The 22,758-nt window shown below is 42.6% G+C and carries 21 protein-coding genes; 9 read left to right on the plus strand and 12 right to left on the minus strand.

Going from position 1 to position 22,758, the window contains the following annotated elements; translation table 11 throughout:
- Window positions 1-50: 50 nt before the first annotated feature.
- The 4 genes from ptsI to cysZ form a co-directional block, all read right to left on the minus strand.
- On the minus strand, window positions 51-1,775 hold the full coding sequence (gene ptsI / locus NB504_RS05325; protein WP_017049488.1) for a phosphoenolpyruvate-protein phosphotransferase PtsI: 1,725 nt from the start codon (window positions 1,773-1,775) through the stop codon (window positions 51-53).
- A 139-nt stretch (window positions 1,776-1,914) separates the two neighbouring features.
- Entirely contained in the window at window positions 1,915-2,172 is a 258-nt protein-coding gene (locus NB504_RS05330; protein WP_026027491.1) for an HPr family phosphocarrier protein, read from the minus strand.
- 298 nt (window positions 2,173-2,470) lie between these two features.
- Window positions 2,471-3,439: a cysteine synthase A gene (gene cysK / locus NB504_RS05335; protein ID WP_013857323.1), complete on the minus strand. Its 969-nt coding sequence runs from the start codon at window positions 3,437-3,439 to the stop codon at window positions 2,471-2,473.
- Between the two features lie 157 nt (window positions 3,440-3,596).
- Window positions 3,597-4,349, minus strand: coding sequence for a sulfate transporter CysZ (gene cysZ, locus NB504_RS05340; RefSeq protein ID WP_258428424.1), 753 nt, complete (start codon window positions 4,347-4,349; stop codon window positions 3,597-3,599).
- Window positions 4,350-4,579: 230 nt separating this feature from the next.
- On the opposite strand from cysZ, the gene zipA reads away from it, so the two are divergent.
- The 5 genes from zipA to cueR all read left to right on the plus strand — a co-directional run bounded on the left by zipA (window position 4,580) and on the right by cueR (window position 10,307).
- Complete coding sequence (zipA, locus tag NB504_RS05345) at window positions 4,580-5,404, plus strand: cell division protein ZipA (RefSeq protein WP_258428425.1); 825 nt, start codon at window positions 4,580-4,582, stop codon at window positions 5,402-5,404.
- A gap of 60 nt (window positions 5,405-5,464) precedes the next feature.
- The gene (ligA, locus tag NB504_RS05350; RefSeq protein ID WP_208891635.1) at window positions 5,465-7,480 is read left to right on the plus strand and encodes an NAD-dependent DNA ligase LigA; all 2,016 of its coding nucleotides are present in this window, start codon (window positions 5,465-5,467) and stop codon (window positions 7,478-7,480) included.
- A 504-nt stretch (window positions 7,481-7,984) separates the two neighbouring features.
- Window positions 7,985-9,010: a porin gene (locus NB504_RS05355; protein ID WP_258428426.1), complete on the plus strand. Its 1,026-nt coding sequence runs from the start codon at window positions 7,985-7,987 to the stop codon at window positions 9,008-9,010.
- 76 nt (window positions 9,011-9,086) lie between these two features.
- Window positions 9,087-9,821, plus strand: a complete 735-nt coding sequence (locus tag NB504_RS05360; protein ID WP_258428427.1) for a DUF2057 domain-containing protein — start codon at window positions 9,087-9,089, stop codon at window positions 9,819-9,821.
- 66 nt (window positions 9,822-9,887) lie between these two features.
- Entirely contained in the window at window positions 9,888-10,307 is a 420-nt protein-coding gene (gene cueR / locus NB504_RS05365) for a Cu(I)-responsive transcriptional regulator (protein ID WP_019280864.1), read from the plus strand.
- A 130-nt stretch (window positions 10,308-10,437) separates the two neighbouring features.
- Here cueR and NB504_RS05370 read toward each other — a convergent pair whose 3' ends face one another.
- The 4 genes from NB504_RS05370 to NB504_RS05385 all read right to left on the minus strand — a co-directional run bounded on the left by NB504_RS05370 (window position 10,438) and on the right by NB504_RS05385 (window position 14,304).
- Complete coding sequence (locus tag NB504_RS05370; protein WP_017049492.1) at window positions 10,438-10,896, minus strand: NfeD family protein; 459 nt, start codon at window positions 10,894-10,896, stop codon at window positions 10,438-10,440.
- 7 nt (window positions 10,897-10,903) lie between these two features.
- Window positions 10,904-11,827, minus strand: a complete 924-nt coding sequence (locus tag NB504_RS05375) for an SPFH domain-containing protein (RefSeq protein WP_013857314.1) — start codon at window positions 11,825-11,827, stop codon at window positions 10,904-10,906.
- 308 nt (window positions 11,828-12,135) lie between these two features.
- Window positions 12,136-12,990, minus strand: a complete 855-nt coding sequence (locus NB504_RS05380; protein WP_208891633.1) for a co-chaperone YbbN — start codon at window positions 12,988-12,990, stop codon at window positions 12,136-12,138.
- 399 nt (window positions 12,991-13,389) lie between these two features.
- On the minus strand, window positions 13,390-14,304 hold the full coding sequence (locus tag NB504_RS05385) for a TIGR01777 family oxidoreductase (protein WP_258428428.1): 915 nt from the start codon (window positions 14,302-14,304) through the stop codon (window positions 13,390-13,392).
- A gap of 228 nt (window positions 14,305-14,532) precedes the next feature.
- Between NB504_RS05385 and yfcE the strand changes: the two genes are divergently transcribed.
- Window positions 14,533-15,090 carry a phosphodiesterase gene (yfcE, locus tag NB504_RS05390; RefSeq protein ID WP_026028955.1) on the plus strand — a complete coding sequence of 186 codons (558 nt, stop codon included), beginning with the start codon at window positions 14,533-14,535 and terminating at the stop codon, window positions 15,088-15,090.
- A 17-nt stretch (window positions 15,091-15,107) separates the two neighbouring features.
- Here the strand turns inward: yfcE and NB504_RS05395 are convergent, their stop codons facing one another.
- The 3 genes from NB504_RS05395 to NB504_RS05405 form a co-directional block, all read right to left on the minus strand.
- The gene (locus NB504_RS05395; RefSeq protein WP_017045494.1) at window positions 15,108-15,386 is read right to left on the minus strand and encodes a SelT/SelW/SelH family protein; all 279 of its coding nucleotides are present in this window, start codon (window positions 15,384-15,386) and stop codon (window positions 15,108-15,110) included.
- 84 nt (window positions 15,387-15,470) lie between these two features.
- Window positions 15,471-15,986, minus strand: coding sequence for a regulatory protein ToxS (locus NB504_RS05400; RefSeq protein WP_026027495.1), 516 nt, complete (start codon window positions 15,984-15,986; stop codon window positions 15,471-15,473).
- A 10-nt stretch (window positions 15,987-15,996) separates the two neighbouring features.
- Window positions 15,997-16,863 carry a transcriptional regulator gene (locus NB504_RS05405; protein WP_017045495.1) on the minus strand — a complete coding sequence of 289 codons (867 nt, stop codon included), beginning with the start codon at window positions 16,861-16,863 and terminating at the stop codon, window positions 15,997-15,999.
- A gap of 258 nt (window positions 16,864-17,121) precedes the next feature.
- On the opposite strand from NB504_RS05405, the gene htpG reads away from it, so the two are divergent.
- The 3 genes from htpG to hemH all read left to right on the plus strand — a co-directional run bounded on the left by htpG (window position 17,122) and on the right by hemH (window position 21,073).
- The gene (gene htpG, locus NB504_RS05410; RefSeq protein WP_013857307.1) at window positions 17,122-19,029 is read left to right on the plus strand and encodes a molecular chaperone HtpG; all 1,908 of its coding nucleotides are present in this window, start codon (window positions 17,122-17,124) and stop codon (window positions 19,027-19,029) included.
- A 318-nt stretch (window positions 19,030-19,347) separates the two neighbouring features.
- A complete protein-coding gene (gene adk / locus NB504_RS05415; RefSeq protein ID WP_013857306.1) occupies window positions 19,348-19,992 on the plus strand; it encodes an adenylate kinase in 645 nt (214 codons plus the stop codon).
- A 115-nt stretch (window positions 19,993-20,107) separates the two neighbouring features.
- Window positions 20,108-21,073 (plus strand): ferrochelatase, encoded by a 966-nt coding sequence (gene hemH, locus NB504_RS05420; protein WP_019280865.1) that lies wholly within the window; start codon window positions 20,108-20,110, stop codon window positions 21,071-21,073.
- Between the two features lie 91 nt (window positions 21,074-21,164).
- Here hemH and NB504_RS05425 read toward each other — a convergent pair whose 3' ends face one another.
- Window positions 21,165-22,553, minus strand: coding sequence for a peptide MFS transporter (locus NB504_RS05425; protein ID WP_258428429.1), 1,389 nt, complete (start codon window positions 22,551-22,553; stop codon window positions 21,165-21,167).
- Between the last annotated feature and the right edge of the window lie 205 nt (window positions 22,554-22,758).

Genomic DNA, 22,758 nt, shown 5'->3' on the forward strand with positions numbered 1-22,758 from the left:
CAACAATAGACGACCTATTTTTAGTCGTCTATCTCATTGGTATTAGCGAATTATTGCGTTTTCTCTGCGATGAATTTTTCCACACAAGCTTCGATTTCAGCTGCGGTTGGGAAAGAGAGTGCTTCTTCTGCCATCGCTTTAACTTCGGCGAAGTTTGAGTTACGGATCACTTTCTTCACTTTAGGGATAGAGATACCACTCATAGAGAATTCATCGAGTCCCATACCAAGTAGAAGTAGCGTTGCACGTTCATCACCCGCTAACTCGCCACACATACCCGTCCATTTACCTTCAGCGTGTGAAGCATCAATCACTTGCTTAATGACGGTTAAAACTGCTGGAGAAAGTGGGTTATACAGGTGTGAAATCATTTCGTTACCACGGTCAACCGCAAGAGTGTATTGGGTTAAATCATTGGTACCGATAGAGAAGAATGACACTTCTTTTGCCAAGTGGTGCGCAATTGCCGCTGCCGCAGGTGTTTCAACCATAACGCCAATTTCGATATTTTCATCGAACGCCAAGCCTTCCGTGCGAAGTTCTGCTTTGTATTCTTCAATGGCGTTTTTAAGCTCACGAATTTCTTCTACAGAGATGATCATCGGGAACATGATACGCAGTTTACCATGCGCAGATGCACGCAGAATGCCACGAAGCTGATCTCGTAAGATGTCACGACGGTCTAAGCTGATGCGAATCGCGCGCCAGCCCAAAAATGGGTTCATCTCTTTTGGTAGATCCATGTACGGGAGATCTTTATCACCACCGATATCCATGGTACGGATAATCACCGCTTCACCACTCATCGCTTCTGCAACTTCTTTATAAGCTTGGTATTGCTCATCTTCAGTTGGTAGCGCGCTGCGGTCCATGAATAAAAACTCAGTACGATATAAGCCAACGCCTTCACCACCGTTGCGTAAAATACCATCGCAGTCTTTTACTGTGCCGATGTTACCGCATACTTCAACTTGGTGGCCATCGAGCGTGATAGCAGGTAGGTCTTTTAGTTTTGCGAGCTCTTCTTTTTCCGCAGCAAAATCATCACGAATTTTTTTCGCTTCTTCAAGCTGTGCTTCTGAAGGATTAATGATGATTTTGTTGTTCATGGCGTCAAGAACAAGCATGTCGCCATTCTTTACTTTCTTAGTGATGTCGTTAGTACCAACAATCGCTGGAAGCTCAAGTGAACGTGCCATGATTGAAGTATGAGATGTACGACCACCGATATCACAAGCAAAACCCAGCACGTAATCAAGATTGATTTGTGCAGTTTCAGAAGGCGTTAAATCATAAGCAACAAGAATTACTTGTTCGTTAATATCACTCAGTGAAACGATATTGATGCCGAGTGCATTTTTAACAAAGCGCGTACCGATATCGCGGATGTCTGTCGCGCGTTCTTTTAGATATTCATCATCAAGAGATTCTAGGGCAGCAGCCTGCTCTTCGATCACGGTATAGATCGCGTTATCTGCATGCATTTTGTCATTTTTGATGAGTGCTAAAATTTCTTCTTCTAGCTCTTCATCTTCAAGCAACATGATGTGGCCTTCAAAGATGGCTTCTTTTTCTTCACCAAATGTTTCAAGTGCTTTTTGTTTGATCACTTCTAGCTGAGCAGAAGATTTATTACGAGCGTCATAAAAACACTGAACTTCTGCTTCTACTTGGTCATCTGAAATAGAGTGAGTATTTAGGACAATTTCATCTTCTTGAAGTAGCAGTGCTTTACCAAAAGCAATGCCTGGAGATGCTAGGATGCCTGAAATCATAGCGTTACCTTAAATTGGTCAACTGTAAACGGGAGAATGTGGACTATTGCGCTAACGGTAATTAGTAGCTCAAGATGTAGACTATTTCCAACAAAGCCATTTTGTTTTCACAAAATGGCTTTGAAAATAGTGGACCGGATTAATGTAGTTGGTCCATGAGAGCAACTAGGTGATCTACCGCTTGCTTAGCTTGAGGGCCTTCAGCAGAAATAGTCACAACGGTACCTTTTACTAGGCCAAGAGTTTGAAGTTTGAATAGGCTCTTAGCACTTGCGCTTTTGCCGTTAGAAGTCACTGTGATGTCTGCATCGAATACTTTTGCTTCTTTAACGAACTGCGCAGCAGGACGAGTGTGAAGGCCATTTTCTGCAGTGATTTCTACTTGCTTCTCGTACATGTTATATACCCCAATTGATTTATTTTTTGTTAGTTTCTTCACCAGAACAGCTTAACTGCTAATCAACGGTTCTGCTAGCAGAGTAACGCTGTTTTAGTGTCATAGCTGATACTGATTTAAATTTCATAATCACGATTTCAATCTATGTTGTCATTCGTCATTATAGTTAATACGTTTCTGACTTCTTTATTTTGAAGCTTAAAATAAAACGAGGTGATATTACCAAAGGTGAGGCAAGGATCAACAAAAAAGCCCCTGCATGGGGCTTTTTTAAACGAAAATTTGATTTAACCACCTATTACTGTTGGTTCTCTTTCTCGGTAAATAGGCCAGAAAATAGTGCGGTGCTCAGATAACGCTCACCTGAACTTGGTAGTACCGCTACAATTGTTTTTCCTTCAAATTCAGGTAGTTCTGCTAATCTATTCGCGGCTACAATCGCTGCGCCTGATGAAATTCCAGCCAAGATTCCTTCCTCTTCCATGAGGCGTCTTGCCATTTCAATCGCTTCTTCTGAAGTGACGGCTTCAACACGATCAATGAGGGATAAATCGAGGTTGCCAGGAATAAATCCCGCTCCTATACCTTGGATTTTGTGTGGTGCAGGTTTAATTTCATCCCCAGCAAGTGCTTGAGCAATGACTGGCGACTCCGCAGGTTCAACCGCAACTGAGATGATAGCCTTGCCTTTTTGGCCCTTAATGTAGCGGCTGGTGCCCGTTAAAGTACCACCAGTTCCGACACCTGCAACGAACACGTCAATCTCACCATCAGTTGCATCCCAGATTTCGGGCCCTGTTGTTTTTTCGTGGATTTGTGGGTTGGCTGGGTTATTGAATTGCTGCAGCAACAAGTATTTTTCAGGGTTGCTGGCAACAATTTCTTCTGCTTTAGCAATTGCGCCTTTCATGCCTTTCGCCGCTTCGGTGAGTTCAAGGTTGGCTCCTAAAGCTTTAAGCAGTTTACGGCGCTCTAAACTCATTGATTCAGGCATAGTAAGCGTCAACTTATAACCACGAGCTGCTGCAACAAACGCAAGAGCAACACCGGTGTTACCGCTGGTTGGCTCTACAAGTTCAACGCCAGGTTTCAGTGTGCCAGCTTTTTCTGCTTCCCAAATCATGTTGGCACCGATACGGCACTTCACGCTAAAGCTTGGGTTGCGCGCTTCAATTTTCGCCAGTACCTTACCTTTGCTGACTTTGTTTAAGCGAACAAGAGGAGTGTTACCAATAGTCAGAGAGTTGTCTTCGTAAATTTTGCTCATTGCGATATTCCTTTATTACACACGTTATGCGTGTCTGGTTGTGTGATAAGACACGTGAGTGGATACAGGTGCAGAATAGGTGTTAACCTTAAAACGTAAAAGGATTAAAAAGTTATAACTTATAGAGGGATATGCAGGTTGAATCTCCCTCGCACCATCACTGCAGTTTGTTTTTAAATTCACCAACCCACATGGCTGTTGCACCGCATACAGCAACCGGCATGACGATTAAGTTAACAATGGGTATGGTGGTAAAAATCGACACTAAAACACCAAAGCTATATGCCTTGGTCTGTTTTTGTTTCAAATTGTGTCTCATCTGGTTAAAGCTCACTTTGTGGTTGTCAAATGGGTAGTCACAGTATTGGATGGCTAACATCCATGCAGTGAAAATGAACCACAGCAAAGGGCCTAAGGTTTGTCCTAAGGCAGGAATTAGGAGCAATAAGAACAAACCGATTGCTTTGGGTAAGGTATAGATTAATTTTCGCCACTCTCTTGCGAGGATACGTGGGATGTCTTTGACCATAGACCAGATGCCATCGCTGTTGATTGGAGCGCCAATTAATCTTTCTTCCACTTTTTCTGCGAGTAGCCCATTAAATGGTGCAGCGACGAAGTTAGCCAGCGTACTGAAGAAATAGGAGAACGTGGCTAAGATAGTGATCGCGAGCAATGGCCATAAAACGTAACTTAGCCAAGATAAAAAATCAGGGATTTGACCAATAAGCTGTTCTATCCACATATTGAGATGATTGAATAAGTAAAAAAGAGCGCTGCCGACGAGAATGATGTTGATGAGTAATGGCAGAATCACAAAGCGTCGAATGCCGGGGGTGAGTGCTAGCTCTAGACCAAAAAAGAAGTATCCAAAACCTGAACGTTGCTTAAGTGTCATACCGTTATCCATGTGAATATCTGTTAATCAATACTAAAAAGCTATTCTACTCAACCTGCCGAAGAAGAAAAGCGTGGTGAAAATCACATCATGTATTGAACTTCTCACATTAAGTTGTTCTAAATCGGTACAAACTTTTGGTAAAGTACCCCGATAGACCGATATAACCCACGTTGGTGACACGTTCAATTCAAGCTGGTAAAGCTGAGAATAACCATGCATCGAGAAACTGAGAGTGAAACATGCAGGAATTGCGATTCGTACTCATAATTGTTGGCGCGCTAGCGATAGCCGCGTTGCTATTTCATGGTCTTTGGACCAGTAAGAAAGAAGGGAAGTCCAAGTTTGAGGATAAGCCTCTTGGTAAAATTGATGTTGATCACGATGATACACAATCTGCGACCCAGCGTTCATTTGCTCCGGAAGATGATTTCGAAATTATTCGCAAAGTACGTAAAGAGCCAGATTTTAGTGAAGCGGTTGACCCTCTCATTGACGGTTATTCACCAAGCTTTGAACCTGAAAATGTGCTTGATGAACTCGATGATGTGCCCTCAATATCGATGAAAACCGAATCCTCAAGCCTCAGTGAACAAGATGATGTCATTGCTGACGATAATCAAAAATCCGACGTTCAAGAAGCCGAAATGGAAGTGATTGTGCTGAATGTGCATTGTGCGGGAAATGATCCCTTTGTCGGCACTAAGCTTTTTGACAGTATGCAGCAAAACGGCCTTCTTTATGGTGAGATGGATATTTTCCACCGGCATGCCGATCTGTCAGGTACAGGGAAAGTGCTGTTTAGTGTTGCCAACATGATGCAACCCGGTACATTGGCACATCATGATCCTGCGGAGTTTACTACTCGCGGTATCTCATTCTTCATGACACTGCCTTGCTACGGCGAGCCTGATCAAAATTTCAAATTAATGCTTAAAACCGCTCAGCAAATCGCCGATGATTTAGGTGGTAATGTATTGGATGACGCACGTAATTTAATGACACCAGATCGATTGGCTGCCTACCGACGCCAAATCCAAGAGTTTAAAAGCGAATGCAACGCGTAGAATAAACATCGACCATTAAGGGCTCCTAGTCGGAGCCTTTTTTCATGATCCGAGAGAATTATGATGCAAACAATAGAACACAAATTAAGCCAACTTCGTGAGACGCTGCATTATCATGCTGTACGTTATTATGTAGAAGATAACCCTGAAATTCCTGACGCTGAGTATGATCGTTTGATGCGTGAGCTGCTTGAGTTGGAATCGCAGCATCCGGAGTTAGTCACAGCGGATTCACCCAGCTTGCGTGTTGGAGGTAAACCTTTAGAGGGTTTTGCTCAGGTGATTCATGAAATTCCAATGCTCTCTTTAGATAATGTGTTTGATGAGAAAGAGCTTGATGCCTTTCACAAGCGGATGCAAGACCGGATACCGAGTGCCCACTTTAACGCTTTTTGCTGCGAACCTAAGCTTGATGGTTTAGCCGTGAGTTTGCTTTACGAAAATGGTGTGTTAGTACAAGCCGCCACGCGTGGGGATGGCTCGGTCGGTGAAAATATTACGGAAAACGTGCGAACGATCAGTGCTATTCCACTGAAGTTACAGGGAAAAGGGTGGCCCGTTCGTTTAGAAGTTCGTGGTGAAGTGTTCATGCCTAAAGCCGGTTTTGAGCGATTGAACCAACAAGCACTCAAAAAAGGTGAAAAAACCTTTGTTAACCCAAGAAATGCGGCCGCAGGGAGCTTGAGACAGCTCGACTCAAAAATCACAGCTCAAAGGCCGTTGAATTTTTATGCTTACAGTGTTGGTGTGATTGAAGGCGCTGAGTTAGCAAGCAGTCATTATCAGCGCTTTTTGCAGTTAAAAGGGTGGGGGCTGCCGATGTGCCCTGAAACACGTCTAGTCTCTTCAATGGATGAAGTGAAAGAGTACTACCAAAGTATCTTAACTCGTCGTGCCCAACTCGCATATGAGATTGATGGCGTGGTGATTAAAGTTGATGATATTGAACTGCAACAAAAGCTCGGTTTTGTCGCGCGGGCGCCTCGCTGGGCGATTGCTTATAAATTTCCCGCCCAAGAAGAAATAACGCTCCTGAACGATGTTGAATTTCAAGTGGGCCGTACCGGGGCTATTACACCTGTTGCGAAGTTAGAACCTGTATTTGTGGGGGGAGTCACCGTCAGCAATGCGACATTACACAACGCTGATGAAATTGAGCGCCTAGGCGTGAAAATTGGTGATAGCGTTATTATTCGTCGAGCAGGCGATGTTATCCCACAGATTGTTTCTGTGTTGTTAGACAGACGCTCTGATACAGTGGTCGATATTGTTTTCCCACAGTACTGCCCGGTGTGCAACTCTGACATCGAGCGTGTTGAAGGTGAAGCTGTCGCCCGTTGTACAGGGGGGTTAGTGTGTCAAGCTCAGCGTAAAGAAGCATTAAAGCACTTTGTCTCTCGCAAAGCGCTAGACGTGGATGGTTTAGGCGAAAAAGTGATTGAGCAGCTTGTTGATAAAGAGATGGTGAGCACGCCCGCGGACCTCTTCCGTCTAAAAGCAGGCCAGCTAACGGTGTTAGAGCGTATGGGACCAAAATCAGCACAAAATATCGTTAATGCACTGAATGCCGCCAAAATGACCACATTACCCCGTTTTTTGTATTCATTGGGCATACGTGAAGTCGGGGAAGCGACGGCGGCGAATCTTGCGCTCCATTTCGGGTCATTAGACAAAATTCGCCAAGCGACCCATGAAGAACTACTTGAAGTTCAAGATGTTGGAGTTATCGTTGCGAGTCATATCACATCTTTTTTTGAGCAAGATAAAAACCAACGGGTGATTAATGAATTGATCGAACTCGGTATCCAGTGGCCTAATATCGAAAAGCCGAGCCAAGATGCGATTCTCCCTTTACTTGGTAAAGTGGTGGTTTTGACGGGGAGCTTGTCGAAACTCTCTAGAAGTGATGCGAAAGCGGCGCTACAAGAGCTTGGCGCAAAAGTAACGGGAAGCGTCTCTAAAAACACCGATATACTATTTGCCGGAGAAGCGGCCGGTTCAAAATTAGTAAAAGCGCAAGAACTAGGGATCGAAATTCGCAGCGAACAAGATTTGCTTGAGTTAATGAAAAGCTAATTTTTTAAGCATCCCTTCCTTCATAAAGCCTCAAAATTAATTTTGAGGCTTTATTTTTATCTCAAACCGCCACATTAAAATGTCCAGTAATTAGAAAAAAAGCCCTCATTTTCTTCGATGCCAATCAAGAAGAACTTTACTCTCTTTCAATTTATTATTGCGATGCACTTCAAGCTATTAGTGTAATTGTTTTTTTATCGTTTTGAAAATTAATGAGTTTTTTGTTTTTATATTTTTTTTATGACTTATTAGATCTTGATCACTTACTTGGTCAAAGTTTGCCGTAGCTCATATTTTTTTAGATAAAAATTAAGTTCTCATTGATGTTTTCTGTTGCGAAGTTAGTCTAGTGAACATGGATACACGATGTGTATGCAGGAAAAGAGAAAATCAGAAAATTAATGACTAATTTAGGTTTTCAACATAGGAAATGATTTCTCCCTTCGGCGGCCAACTTAAGGGGGAAGTAAAAAACAGCTATATCTATTTTTTAGGAGTTTTTCCATGGACAAAATGTTTAAACGTACTCTTTTAGGCGCTGCAGTTGCTATGGCTGCAGTTGGTTCAGCGCAAGCTGCTATTCCTCTAGCTGGTGATGCCGTTCAGTTTTACGGTCAAGCTGCAGGTTTTATTACTATCGCTTCTCCTGACAAAGGTGATGAATCTGTAACAGCAACCATCGAGTCCAGAATTGGTTTTCGTGGCGTAGTTGAGTTTGAAGATTTCGGGCCAAATCTACTATGGCAGATTGAGGGTGGCAATGCAGGTCACGGCGGTTTTGATCCTGACAAATCATGGACTCATAATGACAATGGTCAACTCGGTGCTCGTGATACCTACCTAGGCTTAGGTTTTGACGGTGTTGGGTCGTTCAAATATGGTCGTCAGCTTGTTGCTGCGTACAACTATGTCGATTGGCCTCACTCAAATCCTGGTCTTGGTAACGTTTTTGACTGGAATAATGACATTGGTGCTGGATATCAAGACCGTGCTGATCATGTTCTACGCTTCGATTCTGAGAGCTTTGGTGGTTTTAACTATCAAATCACTCTAAGTGGTATGGAAAAAACAACTGACGCTGTAGTGGTGAGTATTGCTGGTTCTTATCAAGCAGGTCCAGTCAATCTACATGGCGGTTACTACACTCAAGCAGAATATACTGACGGTGCGGACAAGAAAGGTGATATCAACTACGCTATTCTTGGTGCAACCGCTGGTTTTGATGCATTGACTTTGACGGGTGCTGTAAAGTTAATGAATAATGACTTAGCAGATAAAGAGCAATTGGCTTATTCTGCAACAGCTCAGTATGTGAATAATTCTTGGGTGTATAAGTTGGGCGTTGCTGGCACAACAGATGCGAAAGAAAAAGGTACGAAACTTGCTGATACAGGAGACTTGGCGGTAACAGCTCGTTTGGGTTATTTGTTACCAAGCACTTATCTATTTATGGATTTACGTAATTATAAGATGAATGCTGCTGATGGTTTTGATAACAACCTTCTAATTGGTGCAGAATACTACTTCTAATTCGAAGTAAAGCTATTGCCTTATCTACTTATGAGTGAGCACCTTTTTTGGTGCTCACTTTATTTACGAGGAAATTATGATGAAAATTTGGTTAAAAGCACTTATGTTGAGTGCAATTGTGGTTCCATTTAGTAGTCTAGCTAAAGTTGAGGTAAGGCTGAGTGATGATGTCAATATATTGGCTGTAAATGGTGAAGAGATTGGGTTTAGAGTTAATAAGCTATCAAAACTAGAACTGGATAACGGAGTTAACCAACTGGTCGTTCGGGTTGCAAAGCTAGTCTCTAAATATGGTGAATTTGAGAAATTTAATTCACATCCCGTAGTGATTACTTTTGAAGCTGAGGATCAGACGTTAGATATTGGAATTGAAGAGACGGTTAATACCGTTGTACAAGCTGAAGCATTTAATCAAAAACCGATATTCATTATTCGCTCTTCTAAAAATATTGAATATAAGCAAGATAAATTACCAAGGTTGGATGGAATTACTCGCGACTATAACAAAGAAATAATTATGTATAATCGCCAGAATAACATCAAACTTGCGACTGATGCATCCATCGCTGATGCTAATGTTGATTTTCAAAATGAAATTAAATCAAAGCCTGTTGAAATGGTTCAATATTGGTTTGCTGAAGCTGATGTTAACGATCGGAAAATATTTGAAAACTGGGCATTTAGTAATCGAGATAACATTAGCCAACCTCTGACGGCAGAAAATAAGCCATTAGATATGCTAGGGTACTGGTATGAGAAAGCGAATAAAGCTGAGAAGTCTCAGATTCTGAGCTGGTTACTAAATCAATAATCAAGCTTGCGATTTATCGTTATAAAAGGCATGGTTAAATCATGCCTTTTAAGTATTACGCTTACTATGAATATTAGCCAAGTTTCTCAGTTAACAGCACTTACTGCTAAGTCCATTCGTCTTTATGAAGAGAAGGGGCTGATATCGGCGCCCCTTCGTTCAGAGAATGGTTACCGTCATTATCAACAAGCGCATATTGATGATCTTTTACTTATTGCGCGATGCAAGCGCGTTGGTTTTAGTTTAGAGGAATGTAAATCCTTACTCGCCCTTGCCAACGATCCGTCCCGGACCAGTTTTGCAGTCAAAGAGAAAGCGCAAGAGAAGTTGAAACAAGTATCACAGAAGCTGGCAGAGCTTTCATTGATTAAGTTGCAACTAGAAGAGTGGATTACCGAATGTCCAGGCGACGGTGGTAGTGAATGCCCAATCATAGATAATTTGAAGGGGCAGTGTTGCCATAACGACTTGAACAAGTCAGTGTGAAAATGAGCTCATTAGCTAATGAGCTGTGGAGGCACACACTACAATTGGGCTGCCCATAAATGAAAAAACCAAAAGCAATTCATCACTTTTGGTTTTTATGTACTTTCTTACTGATGTTTACTCAATGAAGCTAGCTCTCTTTAGGCTCAACAATCAACACTATTCCTTCGACATCTACGACTTTAACCACAACATCGGCTTCTAGGTTTTGCTGGCATTTTGCTGTCCACGTCGTATCGCCGAGCTGCAATCGAAAAGTTGCCCCTTCTTGAACGCTCTCTTTAAGACGAGCTGTTTGTCCGATCAGCTGTTTCTGTTTCTGGTTCAGATCACGAGTCTCATCACCATCGTGGTCTGATTTAAATTGTTTACGCCACCATAACCAAGTCGTGACGAGTGATAAACTTGCAAAAGCCATCCACTGCAGTTGCCAACTGATGGGGAGCATCGCAAAGATAAGGCCAACGATGAGTGCGGAAATACCTAACCAAAGAAAATACCCAGCAGTTCCAAGCAGTTCCAATGCAACAAGCACTAAGCCTAATGCGAGCCAGTGCCAATAATTCATTTGTTGTATTAGCTCTATCACGTTAGGCCTACTTATCTTGTGAGGATTTTAGGTTGAACATTTCAGCAATGCCAGCAACCGAACCCATCAACCCAGTTGCTTCTAATGGCAGCATGATGATTTTGCTGTTTTCTGCTTGACCAATGGCTTTAAGTGCTTCGGTATATCCTTGAGCGATAAAGTAGTTAACCGCTTGCATGTCACCTTGCGCAATCGCATTCGAAACCATCTCCGTCGCTTTAGCTTCCGCTTCGGCAGCGCGTTCACGTGCTTCTGCTTGAAGAATAGCCGCCTGCTTTTCACCTTCAGCTTTAAGTATTTCAGACTGCTTTTGGCCTTCGGCGCGTAAAATTTGTGCTTGACGTACGCCTTCGGCTTCTAACACTTCAGCACGTTTATTTCTCTCCGCTTTCATTTGCGCGTTCATCGCCGCGGTTAAATCCGCTGGTGGTTGTACATCTTTAATTTCGATGCGAGTGACTTTTACACCCCAAGGGTTAGTCGCCTGATCGACTATCGATAACAATTTAGTGTTGATCATGTCACGCTGGCTGAGCATTTCATCCAGCTCCATCGAGCCCAGTACGGTACGCATATTGGTTAGAGTTAAGTTGCGAATGGCGTGTTGTAGTTCGCTAACTTCATAGGCGGCTTTCGCAGCATCAATCACTTGCACGAAGCAAACTGCGTCGATAACAACATTGGCGTTATCTTTGGATATCACTTCTTGTGCTGGGATATCAAGCACCTGTTCCATCATATTAATTTTTTGTCCGACGCGATCAATGAACGGAATAATGATATTTAAACCGGGGCGTAGGGTGTGTGTGTAACGTCCAAAACGCTCTACTGTCCAATTGCTCCCTTGTGAAACGGTTTTCACTGCAGAAAAGATAAATGAAATAACGACGAATACAAATATGCCAACGGCGACGAGTGAATCAATAGCCATAACGGTTCCTTTTTAGTATTAAATAATCCTAATGTTGATGTTCCTTTCTCTATTGAAACGGCCGCTGTGTTAGCTAAGTTCGTTCACCCCAATCATAGAGCTTATTGTGCTCATAGGGATGAACTCACTTGCCGACTGCCGGTATCTCCAAGTCATTTGGATATAGGAGCGATTCTCATCAACGTTTGAGCTTTGCTATTGATCATTCTCTATCAGTTATCGATATGGAACAAATGAAATAATGAGATTTGATACTGGTTTTTTAAACAATCAAAGCAGAACGTTTCCAGTTTAATTTCTTGATATTATTAATATAATAGTGAATACAGCTTTCTGCGATAGAGATTTGCCACACTATTTCCTTGTCCAAGAGCACTTAAGATGTCCATAAACACTTTTTTGAGCCCGCCATCGAGGCAATTGAGGTCGCTTTGTAAAAATGACCATAACAGCTCGAGAGCTTCTTCATTACGGTTAACTTGATGATATTGAAGCGCTAACTCACTTGCTATGTGAGCGTTGTTTGGCTCAGCGGAAAAAATCTCTTCTAATGATTGAATCTCTGGGCTGTCAGCGGCTTGCTTATGCAGCTCCAGTTTGGCGATTAAGCCTTTGTAGTAACCATCTTGATACTCTAGTGGGATGTGTTCCAGTTCTGTTTCTGCCGCTTCATACTGCTGAGTTTCCAGAAACACATCAGCGAGGGCCAGTTTGACCTCTGCTTTTGCTTTCATATCGTCAGGTAGACTTAGTAGCAAAGGTAGTGCTTGCGAATGTTGTGTTTGCTCTATCAGTGTTAAGGCTTGCTGTAGCGCAACTTCATCGTGGCTTGGTAAATGTTTGCTTAACATTGTATTCACTGTTTCTATGGTCTGAGCGCCTGCTAAGCCGTCGACCGCTTGACCATTAATAAACAGAGCGATTGTTGGCAGGGCTTGAACACCAAATTGTGCTGCCACTTGCTGTTCTTGCTGGCAGTTGAGAAGAGCCAATGTGAATGCGCCACTGTGTTGTTGCGCTACGCTTTGTAATTCAGGAATGAGTTGTACACTCTCTTGATTCATGGGTGCCCAAAAATAAAAGAGAATGGGAGTCTCAACTGAGCGTTCGAACACCTCTCGAAAGTTGTGCTGATTGACCTCAACGATGTAAGGTGATTGCATGATATTTTCCTTGCGATAATCAAGTTTATAGTCTTAGAAATAGGGGTAAAAATTGGAATATCAAGGGCAAATGAAAAACGCTACCGTTAAAGTAGCGTTTTTTATCTCTCAAAGAGAGGGCAAGCAAAGGTGTTTATAATATTAAGAATAGTGTCAGCGCAACACCGACACTGAGCCAATTTAATTGGTGTAATGTCATATTCGTCGTACCACATGTAACGCTTTATATTGGATTAACTGGGATATCCAGAGTTGTATCATGTCACATGAATGTTACGAATTAATGACAATTAAGTTGGTTGTGCTACTTTATGCAACCGTCGGTTTATCCACTGATAAGTATCGCTTTTGTCATTATCGTATACCTTGCTATTCACAAAAAATATAGGCCAGTTTTGGTTAAGCACGATGTTGTAATATATTTTTCAACGCAGGTTCTAGGTGTGAAAACTGGAAGTGAAATCCTAGCTCGGTTAGCTTTTTAGGTTTTGCTCTAATACTGTCAAACAGTAAAATAGCCGCTTCACCCATTGCAAGGTTTAGAACCCATTTGGGAGTGAATAGTATGTGTGGTCGACGTAATGTTTTCGCCAATAGCTGGCTAAAATGCTTATTAGGTACGGGATGTGGAGCACAGAGGTTAAAAGCACCTTGTGCATGTGGCGTGTCTAATAAATAGGCTATCGCTCGTGCCATATCTAATAAGTGGATCCATGGCATATACTGTTCACCCTTACCAAGAGGGCCGCCCAAGCCTAAACGGTAAGGTGGCAGCATTTTCTTTAAAGCACCACCATCGCTAGCGAGCACGATCCCCGTACGCAATAGGCACACTCGAGTTTTTTCTGATTGTGCTTGGAGGGCGATGCGCTCCCATTTTTCGCAAACGTGATGAGGAAAACTTTGTTGGTGCACATGTAATGTTTCATCAAACGGATGAGACTGTTGGTCACCATAATAGCCGACGGCCGAGCCACTGATGAAAACGGAGGGTGGTTCAGTACTGGCATGGATGAGTTCAACTAACCGCTCTGTTATTTCCCATCGACTAGCGCAAATGATCGCTTTTTGCTGTTTGCTCCAACGTTTGTCGACGATCGGTTCTCCTGCAAGATTGATAATGGCGTCAAATTGATTCGCGTCTTTTAAACTCGCTAGGGAAGTCAGGTAGGTGATACTACCTTTGTCTACATGGGCGAGCTGCTGCTTAGCTCGCTCTATATCGCGCGTGAGGAGGTAGATATTGTGCGTGAAAATCTGTTTCATCAGCTCTTTACCGATAAAGCCAGTCCCTCCCGTTAATAGTATTTTCATGTTTCTACCTCATTGGTCTGTGCGATATCACCTAAATGGTGGTGATGAGAACGATAGCCATGTTAGTTAAGTGGCGATGCTTGTTTGCCATCTAACCTAATATAGGAAACTTATTTAGCATACGTGAATTGTTCGTGGTGATAAATGACAATGTTTATCCATAACTCGAGATGACGAAGTGTGCTGAAATTCGTACAATCTGTAGCTCCAAAATACGGAGATAAAAGTATGAAGTTGTTTTTTGCTTCGGATTTACACGGTTCACTGCCTGCTACTGAAAAAGTACTCAGTCTATTTGAACAGTCAGGTGCAGACACTTTAGTACTGCTAGGAGACCTTTTAAATCATGGTCCACGTAATCCTATTCCCGATGGGTATAATCCGACCGCAGTGGCGGAGTGCTTGAATCGATGGGCGCCGCATATTGTGGCGGTCAGAGGCAATTGTGATAGCGAAGTCGACCAAATGCTGCTCGACTTTCCGATGATGATGGATTTTTGTTGGGTAGTTTTGGAGTCAGGAACTCGTTTTTTCTTAACGCATGGCCATCAATATAATGCTCAAAATAGGCCACCATTAAAAAAAGGTGATGTTTTGATCCATGGCCACTCGCACATCCCGATGGCGCAAGGTCAAGATGATGTCATTATTGTCAACCCGGGGTCCGCGACCTTTCCACGTAATGAATTTCCCCCAAGCTACGCTATTTATACGGATGGATTATTTCAAGTAATAGGGCTAGAGGGGCAAGGACTAGCGCAATATCGTTTAGCGACTAGCTCTTAAACCGGTCGCTATCTGATTTACCTGTTGTCTGAATGACCCAGATCTCGCTCTGGGTCAATGATATCTCGGACTCGTTGCTTAAGAACTTTTGCTTCAGGGAAACCACCATCATGTTTACGTTCCCAAATACGTTGTCCATTGCACATGATTTCAAATCGTCCCCCTGTATCAGGGTAGAGACGCACAGATTCAATTTCTTCACTAAAAGTATGCAGTAACTCTTGGCTTAGCCAAGTGGCTCGAAGCATCCAATTACACTGGCGGCAATAGTAGATCTCAATATTGGCTTTTTCCATGGTATACCTTTTGTGAAGAAGTAAGGGCTATTCGCAACAAAGGATCTTTTCGACCCTTCATTGAAGTTACAGATTACTCGATGGCTAATTGATGAACAGCACTGTCGAACCATGGCTTAGGCTGGTGAGCAATAATGTTTTTTCATTGACGACATCAATACGTCGACTTTGTTGAGCATCCATCTTGAAAAATTGAGTAATCAGTTCTAGTTGCTCAGGGGTAAAGTCCTTACTTTGACTAGAACTAATGTTTTTAAATTCGCTAGGCGATATCAATAAGTAGCTATCACTGATATCCCAGGTGCCGGTTTCTGAGATATTAATGAAACTTTCACTTTCACCACCCACGGCGAATAACTTCACATTTGACATTCTAATATAAGTACCGTTAGGTAAATATTTCACATTCGAATTGACATCAACCCGACGGATTGGCCCAACAGAATCATTCTGTTGACTGCGTTTTACCACAGTGACCATTTTAGATTGCCATTCTTGCGCCGTTAGGATTTGTTCTATTTTTAAATCACTGCCCCAGTATAACCAACTACTGAATAGTGCAGAGATAGCTAAGATGAGGGTTGCCACTTTTGGATTCATATTTATGCCCTTATTTACACACGTTGGCCAAATCATCTTGGTTAGCTAAAATTCGTAAAGTGACATTTTCACCCGAGAACTCAGAACTATGGATGTAATTCAATACGAGCTGATTATTTTGACCACCAGTCGCAATCACCTGCTTAGGTGCCAGTTCTCCAGTATGTGATTCATTGTATTTTTTTACGCATTTTTCAATAGAAGGTAACCATTTGTTTAGGTCTGGATGATTGATGGGCGTATTCACAACTATGTTGTTATAAACCGCAATCTGTTTAAATTTTGATTGTGCAGGGCTAGTCAATAGGAGAGCCAGAATAGGTAAGAAAAGAGCCACAACCAACATCAATTTGCTTTGCAGTGTTAACTTTTCTTTCCCTATTTTTACTTTCGCGAGTGGATCTGTCGTCACGGTTTGGGATGTTGTCTCTTCGGGTTGCGAAGTGGTGTCCGCGTCAATGTCTTGGATAGACTCACTGGCCAGTAACGGTTCCTCTTCAGGCTCGTTGGTGGTGTTTTTTTGTGAGTAGGGGGTTGCTCGAGTCACCGAGGCGATCATTTGATAACCTCGTTTCGGCACGGTTTTGACGAATTCTGGTGATTTGGTTTGATCTTTCAACATCTTACGAAGTGTTGAAATCGCTTGAGTTAAGCTTGAGTCATCAACTTCAAAACCTTGTTCACGCCACACAAACTCATGCAGTTCATGGCGTGTAATCACTTCATTTGGGCGTTCACAAAGTAGAAGTAAAATTCGACTTTCGTTACTACCAAGGCGAACAGCCTCTTGTTCGTTTTCTTGTTCAAGCAAAGAGTTACTATTGGGATCAAACGTGAATCGGTTAGCAAGGATGAATTTTGTGCCTATGTTACTCATGATAATCTTCTTATTGTTGGCATGTTTAACCGTCCATCAACCTAGCCTGCTTGGGGAAGCAATTGATGAAACATTATGCTAGTTTTTATTTTCTTTGATAAAAATTACGGCAAGCATAATCAAAATAAATGAAAAAAACAGTGTTTTTATGATTATTGACCTTGAATTTACAATTGCCAGCCTCATCTTACTAGCAAATCATCCTTGGTTGCACACTCTGTGTGTGAATGAAAATAACTCAGATGTTATGGAGCTAGTATGAGCGAAACGGCTACTACCAATAAAGAAACTCGTGGTTTTCAATCTGAAGTCAAACAGTTACTTCATCTTATGATTCACTCTCTTTATTCCAATAAAGAGATCTTCCTTCGCGAATTAATTTCAAATGCCTCTGATGCTGCGGATAAACTTCGTTTTCAAGCGTTGTCTAATGCCGATTTATATCAAGGTGATGCCAACTTAGGCGTTAAATTATCGTTTGATACCCAAGCGAATACGCTGACCATTTCAGATAACGGTATTGGTATGAGCCGCGAAGATGTCATTGAACATCTCGGTACGATTGCAAAATCCGGCACAGCGGAGTTTTTCTCTAAACTATCCCAAGATCAATCTAAAGACTCTCAGCTTATCGGTCAGTTTGGGGTGGGTTTTTACTCGGCCTTCATCGTCGCAGATGCGGTCACTGTAAGAACTCGCGCTGCGGGTTTACCTGCTAACGAAGCGGTTCAATGGTATTCACAAGGTGAAGGTGAATATACAGTAGAAAGCATTAATAAAGAGTCTCGTGGAACCGATATCATTTTGCACATGCGAGAGGAAGGCAAAGAGTTCCTTTCTGAATGGCGTCTGCGTGATGTGATTTCTAAATATTCAGACCACATTGGAATTCCAGTTTCTATCCAAACCAAGGTTCGTGATGACGAAGGTAATGAGACTGAAGAGACCCAATGGGAACAAATCAACAAAGCACAGGCGTTGTGGACGCGTTCTAAGTCAGAAATCAGTGATGAAGAGTATCAAGAGTTCTATAAACACGTTTCCCATGATTATGCTGACCCACTGGTGTGGAGCCATAACCGTGTAGAAGGTAAAAACGATTATACCAGCCTACTTTATATTCCAGCGAAAGCACCTTGGGATATGATGAATCGCGATCATAAATCAGGCTTGAAACTTTATGTTCAGCGTGTATTTATCATGGATGATGCTGCGCAATTTATGCCGTCCTACTTGCGCTTTGTACGTGGCTTAATCGACTCAAACGATTTACCGCTTAATGTGTCACGCGAGATTTTACAAGATAACAAGGTGACTCAATCATTGCGTAATGCTTGTACCAAGCGTGTATTGACCATGCTTGAACGTATGGCGAGCAATGATGCTGATAAATATCAAACCTTCTGGAAAGAGTTTGGTTTGGTACTCAAAGAGGGGCCTGCAGAAGATTTTGCTAATAAAGAGAAGATCGCCAGCCTATTGCGCTTCGCCTCGACCGAGGTTGACTCAGCAGAGCAAACGGTTAGTTTAGCGGCTTATGTTGAACGGATGAAAGAGGGGCAGGATAAAATCTACTACCTCACCGCCGATAGCTATGCAGCGGCCAAAAATAGCCCACACCTAGAGCAGTTTAAAGCCAAAGGTATCGAAGTTATTTTAATGTTTGATCGCATTGATGAGTGGTTGATGAACTACCTCACTGAGTTTGATGGAAAAATGTTCCAATCCATCACCAAAGCAGGGCTAGATCTGAGCCAGTTCGAAGATGAAGCGGAAAAAGAGAAGCATAAAGAGACTGAAGAAGAGTTTAAATCGGTGGTTGAACGTACGAAGCAGTACCTTGGCGATCGTGTCAAAGAGGTTCGAACTACCTTTAAACTGGCAAGTACTCCAGCGGTTGTTGTGACCGACGATTATGAGATGGGTACGCAGATGGCAAAATTGCTTGCTGCGGCTGGTCAACCGGTACCAGAGGTGAAGTATATTTTAGAACTTAACCCTGAACATGCGTTAGTGAAACGGATGGCCGATGAAGCGGATGAGCAAGTATTTGGTCGCTGGGTTGAAGTTTTACTAGGTCAAGCGACGCTCGCTGAGCGTGGTTCGATGGAAGATCCGTCACAATTCTTAACCGCAATTAATCAGCTTTTGACTAAGGTTGAATAGCTAACTGGCTAACAAAAAGCTCGCAACTGCGAGCTTTTTGCTTTGAATAGCGATTCTCTGCTGAGAACGAGCGATATTTTAGGCAAACTTGCAGCGAACATCCGGCCAAGATTATATTCTTTAGTCTTAATCTGGTTAGTCGCTTAAATTTGTATGTTAGAATGCATCGCTTGAATGCGATCGGTAAGCTGTGTATGTTGCTCGCCGAATTATTATTCACTCATCTCATTACCGTTATACCGAAACTTACCGTTGGTTTTAAGTCTCATCTGGTTGTGAGCTTCGGTATAAATCATAATTTTCTAAAGAGGATTAAACATGCGCATCATTCTTCTAGGTGCTCCCGGTGCAGGTAAAGGCACTCAAGCTCAATTCATCATGGAGAAGTACGGTATTCCACAAATCTCTACTGGTGATATGTTACGTGCTGCGATTAAAGCAGGTACTGAACTTGGCAAAAAAGCGAAATCAGTGATTGATGCTGGTCAACTTGTTTCTGATGAAATCATCCTTGGCTTAATCAAAGAACGCATCACCCAAGCTGATTGTGAAAAGGGCTTTTTACTCGATGGTTTTCCTCGCACGATTCCTCAAGCTGATGGCTTAAAAGCAATGGGTATTAATGTTGACTATGTGATTGAGTTTGATGTTGCCGATGACGTTATTGTTGAGCGTATGGCGGGACGTCGTGCTCACTTGGCTTCTGGTCGTACCTACCACGCCATTTACAACCCGCCAAAAGTGGAAGGTAAAGATGACGTAACAGGTGAAGATCTTGTCGTTCGTGATGATGACAAAGAAGAAACCGTTCGTGCTCGTTTAGGTGTTTACCACGAGCAAACAGCGCCACTGATCACTTACTACGGTAAAGAAGCACAAATGGGTAATACGAAATACCTAAAATTTGATGGCACTAAGCCAGTTGCTCAAGTTAGCGCTGATATTGAGAAAGCATTAGCATAATTGGCTCAGTATAGGCTTGTTAACTTTGTTATAGTGAAAGCGACCTAAAGGTCGCTTTTTTTATGAACTTTCCTACCGCAAATTCGTACTCAATAATTAACAATGAAATGGATGAATGGAAGTAATGCAAAATAATCAAAAACAGGGTGTGCTGTTGGTTAACTTGGGAACGCCGAGTGAACCGACGGCATCGGCAGTAAAACGATTTTTAAGCCAATTTTTACATGACCAGCGTGTGGTTGATATGAGTCGTTGGATCTGGTGTCCATTATTACATGGTGTGATTCTTCCGCTGCGAGCCCCCAAGGTTGCTAAGTTATATCAATCTGTTTGGATGGAAGAAGGCTCTCCTTTGATGGTGTACTCTAAACGCCAAGTGCAAGCGTTAGAACAGTATCTAGGTACACCAGTGGAACTTGGTATGACCTATGGTTCACCAAGCCTTTTAGAGGGTATCAACACATTATTGGAGCGTGGTGTTGAAGAGATTGTGGTGCTGCCTCTGTACCCTCAATATTCTGGTACTACTACGGCTGCCGTGTTTGATGGCCTTGCCAAAGCGATGAAACGTATCCCTGTGACGCCCAATTTACGTTTTATTCGTGATTATCATAATCACCCTGCTTATATACGATCTTTGGCGAGTAAAGTCCGTGACTCTTGGCAACGTAACGGGCAAGGTGACTATTTGCTTTGTTCCTACCACGGTATCCCTAAGCGATATGCCGATAACGGTGATATCTACCCACAGCACTGCCAAAAAACCACAGAACTTTTGGCACAAGAACTTGGTTTGAATGCTGACCAAATCGGTATGACCTATCAGTCTATTTTTGGACGTGAAGAGTGGCTACAGCCTTATACGGATAAAACATTAGAGGCTCTGCCAAGCCGCGGTATTAAAAAGTTGGATATCATCACACCCGCCTTCTCGGTGGATTGTTTAGAAACCCTAGAAGAGATAGCTGAGCAAGGTAAAGAAACCTTTATACATGCTGGTGGAGAATTGTTTACCTACATTGAGTGCCTAAATGATTCGGCAATGCATATAGAAATGATGGCTTCCTTAGTTAAGCGCTGATGAGTTGAATTCTTTTCTGGTACAAAAACGGTCACTATAGCGTGACCGTTTGTCATTATTATTCTTGAATTACCACTAGGTATATTTGAAGCTAAACCAACTGAGCTTGTTGCTCCTCAATTTCTTCAGCGTAGCTTGTGGCTCTTTCTGCACCGTGCATCCAACGAACGAGCGTGTTAGAGCACAACAGTAAAATGACGCCGCCAATGGTTGCTGTTACTGCAATACCGCTGAAGATAGCCATCGCACCAAGCTCTCCCACATGAGAACCTACATGGCCTGCTACATAATTCGCGATTGCGTTACAACCGAACCATGCTCCCATCATTAATGAAGCAAGGCGTAGTGGGGCTAGTTTAGTGACAAGCGATAGACCAATTGGTGATAGACACAGTTCGCCCAAGGTATGGAAGAAGAAGGCACCGACAAGCCATAGCATTGATGTTTTTACGGTAGTGTCACCACCTTGCTCCATAACCGCACCAACCATGCATAGGAAGCCTAGGGCTAAGAAGAACATCGCTAATGCAAACTTCATTGGCGAGTTTGGTTCACGCTTACCTAATTTTACCCATAATACGGCTAATACAGGGGCAAGAGTAATAATGAAAAATGGATTTAACGATTGGAACCAAGCCGCAGGTATCTCAAAACCGCCCATCATACGATCAGTGTATTGCTGCGTGTAAATGTTCATTAAACCACCAGCTTGTTCGAAACCCGCCCAGAAAACAATAGTAAACAAACTCATCACAAGGATAACTTTGATACGATCTACTTCTGCTTTCGTTAGTGGTTCTTTATTTGCTGATTTTTTCAGTTTTAGATCGCGCTTAGCTGCTGGTTCGCGGCCAATATTACCAAGCCATGATTGAGCCATTGCCATTTGCATCACAAGGCTGATCAGCATACCAATACCAGCGGCCACAAAACCGGCTTTCCAACCAAATGTGTTAGTAACTGAACCAGAGATCACACCAGCAAGTAGCGCACCTAAATTGATCCCCATGTAGAAGATGGTGAACGCGCCATCACGACGGTTATCACCTTCATTATATAGGTCACCAACCATTGTTGAGATATTGGGCTTAAATAGACCGTTACCACAGATAAGCAGTGCAAGGCCTAAATAGAAAGTGTGTAGAGAGCCAATGCCTAGCACATCTGCAGGCAGTGCCAGCGTAAATTGGCCAATGGCCATTAACGCTCCACCCAATAAAATAGAACGGCGTTGCCCAAGGTAGTTATCTGCAAGGTAACCACCAATAAGCGGTGTGATGTAGACTAGCCCTGTATAGGTGCCGTAAAGATCGAGAGCATCTTTAGTCGACCAACCTAGACCGCCATTCATCGTTGCGTCTGTAAGATAAAGTACCAAAATGGCGCGCATCGCATAATACGAAAAACGCTCCCATAGCTCTGTGCCAAAAAGTAAAAATAGGCCCCTTGGGTGCCCAAAGTATTGATGTTGGTTTGTCATAAGAATTATTAGTATTTGAGATGAGAAAAATTGTGCTTTAGATATACATGGGCTTTTAGCGTATCGCAATGAGTAAAATCAGTATTTTATTCTGGTATTATTAACTAACTCATTGTTTTTAAAATGCATGTCTATCAATGCTCAAAGTTTTGTTGCGTTATGAAAACTTATCTTTCATTACTGATTATTTGAATTTGCCTTGTTC

The sequence above is a fragment of the Vibrio sp. RM-69-4 genome (assembly GCF_024743775.1).
In the GTDB taxonomy this organism is placed as follows: Bacteria; Pseudomonadota; Gammaproteobacteria; order Enterobacterales; family Vibrionaceae; genus Vibrio; species Vibrio anguillarum.

Bases quoted from the DNA above. Each gene is read 5' to 3' on its own strand.
- ptsI (WP_017049488.1), bottom strand. From the start codon at position 1,775: ATGATTTCAGGCATCCTAGCATCTCCAGGCATTGCTTTTGGTAAAGCA.
- NB504_RS05330 (WP_026027491.1), bottom strand. From the start codon at position 2,172: ATGTACGAGAAGCAAGTAGAAATCACTGCAGAAAATGGCCTTCACACT.
- cysK (WP_013857323.1), bottom strand. From the start codon at position 3,439: ATGAGCAAAATTTACGAAGACAACTCTCTGACTATTGGTAACACTCCT.
- cysZ (WP_258428424.1), bottom strand. From the start codon at position 4,349: ATGGATAACGGTATGACACTTAAGCAACGTTCAGGTTTTGGATACTTC.
- zipA (WP_258428425.1), top strand. From the start codon at position 4,580: ATGCAGGAATTGCGATTCGTACTCATAATTGTTGGCGCGCTAGCGATA.
- ligA (WP_208891635.1), top strand. From the start codon at position 5,465: ATGATGCAAACAATAGAACACAAATTAAGCCAACTTCGTGAGACGCTG.
- NB504_RS05355 (WP_258428426.1), top strand. From the start codon at position 7,985: ATGGACAAAATGTTTAAACGTACTCTTTTAGGCGCTGCAGTTGCTATG.
- NB504_RS05360 (WP_258428427.1), top strand. From the start codon at position 9,087: ATGATGAAAATTTGGTTAAAAGCACTTATGTTGAGTGCAATTGTGGTT.
- cueR (WP_019280864.1), top strand. From the start codon at position 9,888: ATGAATATTAGCCAAGTTTCTCAGTTAACAGCACTTACTGCTAAGTCC.
- NB504_RS05375 (WP_013857314.1), bottom strand. From the start codon at position 11,827: ATGGCTATTGATTCACTCGTCGCCGTTGGCATATTTGTATTCGTCGTT.
- NB504_RS05380 (WP_208891633.1), bottom strand. From the start codon at position 12,990: ATGCAATCACCTTACATCGTTGAGGTCAATCAGCACAACTTTCGAGAG.
- NB504_RS05385 (WP_258428428.1), bottom strand. From the start codon at position 14,304: ATGAAAATACTATTAACGGGAGGGACTGGCTTTATCGGTAAAGAGCTG.
- yfcE (WP_026028955.1), top strand. From the start codon at position 14,533: ATGAAGTTGTTTTTTGCTTCGGATTTACACGGTTCACTGCCTGCTACT.
- NB504_RS05395 (WP_017045494.1), bottom strand. From the start codon at position 15,386: ATGGAAAAAGCCAATATTGAGATCTACTATTGCCGCCAGTGTAATTGG.
- NB504_RS05400 (WP_026027495.1), bottom strand. From the start codon at position 15,986: ATGAATCCAAAAGTGGCAACCCTCATCTTAGCTATCTCTGCACTATTC.
- NB504_RS05405 (WP_017045495.1), bottom strand. From the start codon at position 16,863: ATGAGTAACATAGGCACAAAATTCATCCTTGCTAACCGATTCACGTTT.
- htpG (WP_013857307.1), top strand. From the start codon at position 17,122: ATGAGCGAAACGGCTACTACCAATAAAGAAACTCGTGGTTTTCAATCT.
- adk (WP_013857306.1), top strand. From the start codon at position 19,348: ATGCGCATCATTCTTCTAGGTGCTCCCGGTGCAGGTAAAGGCACTCAA.
- hemH (WP_019280865.1), top strand. From the start codon at position 20,108: ATGGAAGTAATGCAAAATAATCAAAAACAGGGTGTGCTGTTGGTTAAC.
- NB504_RS05425 (WP_258428429.1), bottom strand. From the start codon at position 22,553: ATGACAAACCAACATCAATACTTTGGGCACCCAAGGGGCCTATTTTTA.